The organism is Neobacillus sp. NPDC093182, assembly GCF_044754045.1.
In genome coordinates, this window is sequence record NZ_JBIVOI010000041.1 from 1 (window position 1) to 2575 (window position 2575).

Annotated in this window: 1 rRNA gene; it reads right to left on the reverse strand. The window is 57.2% G+C overall.

Features of this window, described 5'->3' with window-relative positions:
- Nucleotides 1–2441 (reverse strand): 23S ribosomal RNA (locus tag ACIQAA_RS32350); the annotation flags it as partial.
- Nucleotides 2442–2575 lie beyond the last annotated feature (134 nt).

Here is a 2575-nt window from a genome sequence, read left to right on the forward strand (position 1 = left end):
ACCCCCACCACCCACCCAGCACCCACATCCACCCCCCCCCCAGACCTACCACCACACCGACTCCCCCTGAACTGGCGTCCAGAGATCACAGTCTCCCACCTATCCTACACAAGCCGAACCGAACACCAATATCAAGCTGTAGTAAAGGTCCCGGGGTCTTTCCGTCCTGCTGCGCGAAACGAGCATCTTTACTCGTAATGCAATTTCACCGGGCCTATGGTTGAGACAGTCGAGAAGTCGTTACGCCATTCGTGCAGGTCGGAACTTACCCGACAAGGAATTTCGCTACCTTAGGATGGTTATAGTTACCACCGCCGTTTACTGGCGCTTAAGTTCTCAGCTTCGCGGAATCGAAATCCCACTAACCGGTCCCCTTAACGTTCCAGCACCGGGCAGGCGTCAGTCCGTATACATCGCCTTACGGCTTCGCACGGACCTGTGTTTTTAGTAAACAGTCGCTTCTCGCTGGTCTCTGCGGCCACCACCAGCTCACACCGCAAGGGTGATCACCAGCAATGGCCCCCCTTCTCCCGAAGTTACGGGGGCATTTTGCCGAGTTCCTTAACCATAGTTCACCCGAACGCCTCGGTATTCTCTACCTGACCACCTGAGTCGGTTTAGGGTACGGGCCGCCATGAAACTCGCTAGAGGCTTTTCTCGACAGCATAGGATCATCCACTTCACCACAATCGGCTCGGCATCAGGTCTCACCCCTTATGAGGGACGGATTTACCTACCCCTCGGGCTACACCCTTACCCCGGGACAACCACCGCCCGGGCTGGACTACCTTCCTGCGTCACCCCATCACTCACCTACTACAAGTCTGGTCCGTCGGCTCCACCACTCCCCTCAACTCCGAAGAGATCAGGGCGGCTTCACGGACTTAGCATCGCCTGGTTCAGCGTTGACGCTTCAAAGCGGGTACCGGAATATCAACCGGTTGTCCATCGACTACGCCTGTCGGCCTCGCCTTAGGTCCCGACTTACCCTGGGCAGATCAGCTTGACCCAGGAACCCTTAGTCAATCGGCGCACACGTTTCTCACGTGTGTATCGCTACTCATGCCTGCATTCTCACTCGTGAACCATCCACAACTCGCTTACACGGCTGCTTCACCCGGCACACGACGCTCCCCTACCCATCACAGCCCCCGTTAGAGGTAAATGCTGCAATGACACGACTTCGGCGGTACGCTTGAGCCCCGCTACATTGTCGGCGCGGAATCACTTGACCAGTGAGCTATTACGCACTCTTTCAAGGATGGCTGCTTCTAAGCCAACCTCCTGGTTGTCTCTGCGACTCCACATCCTTTCCCACTTAGCGTACGCTTAGGGGCCTTAGTCGATGCTCTGGGCTGTTTCCCTCTCGACCATGGAGCTTATCCCCCACAGTCTCACTGCCGCGCTCTCACTTACCGGCATTCGGAGTTTGGCTAAGGTCAGTAACCCGGTAGGGCCCATCGCCTATCCAGTGCTCTACCTCCGGCAAGAAACACACGACGCTGCACCTAAATGCATTTCGGGGAGAACCAGCTATCACGGAGTTTGATTGGCCTTTCACCCCTAACCACAGGTCATCCCCCAGGTTTTCAACCCTGGTGGGTTCGGTCCTCCACGAAGTCTTACCTCCGCTTCAACCTGCCCATGGCTAGATCACTCCGCTTCGGGTCTTGAGCGCGCTACTACATCGCCCTATTCGGACTCGCTTTCGCTACGGCTTCCCCACACGGGTTAACCTCGCAACACACCGCAAACTCGCAGGCTCATTCTTCAAAAGGCACGCAGTCACGACTGATGGGCAAGCCCATCAGCGACGCTCCCACGGCTTGTAGGCACACGGTTTCAGGTACTATTTCACTCCGCTCCCGCGGTACTTTTCACCATTCCCTCACGGTACTATCCGCTATCGGTCACCAGGGAATATTTAGGCTTAGCGGGTGGTCCCGCCAGATTCACACGGGATTTCTCGGGCCCCGTGCTACTTGGGTATCGCACAAGCAAGTTGCTGACGTTTCAGCTACGGGGGTCTTACCCTCTACGCCGGGCCTTTCGCATGCCCTTCGCCTACATCAACAATTTCTGACTCACCCAGCCGCCGGCAGACGACTGAAGTACGAACCCACAACCCCGTATGCGCAACCCCTGCCGGGTATCACACACATACGGTTTAGCCTCATCCAGTTTCGCTCGCCACTACTCCCGGAATCACGGTTGTTTTCTCTTCCTGCGGGTACTGAGATGTTTCACTTCCCCGCGTTCCCTCCACACTGCCTATGTGTTCAGCAGTGGGTGACAGCCCATGACGACTGCCGGGTTTCCCCATTCGGACACCCCCGGATCACAGCTCGGTTGACAGCTCCCCGGGGCCTATCGCGGCCTCCCACGTCCTTCATCGGTTCCTGGTGCCAAGGCATCCACCGTGCGCCCTTAAAAACTTGGCCACAGATGCTCGCGTCCACTGTGCAGTTCTCAAACAACGACCCGTACCCCGTCACCCACACCTATTGATGTGGTTCACCGGGACCGGCCGAAGGACGAGCGTCATAGCCCGTGCCCTCAGACACCCAACAGCGTG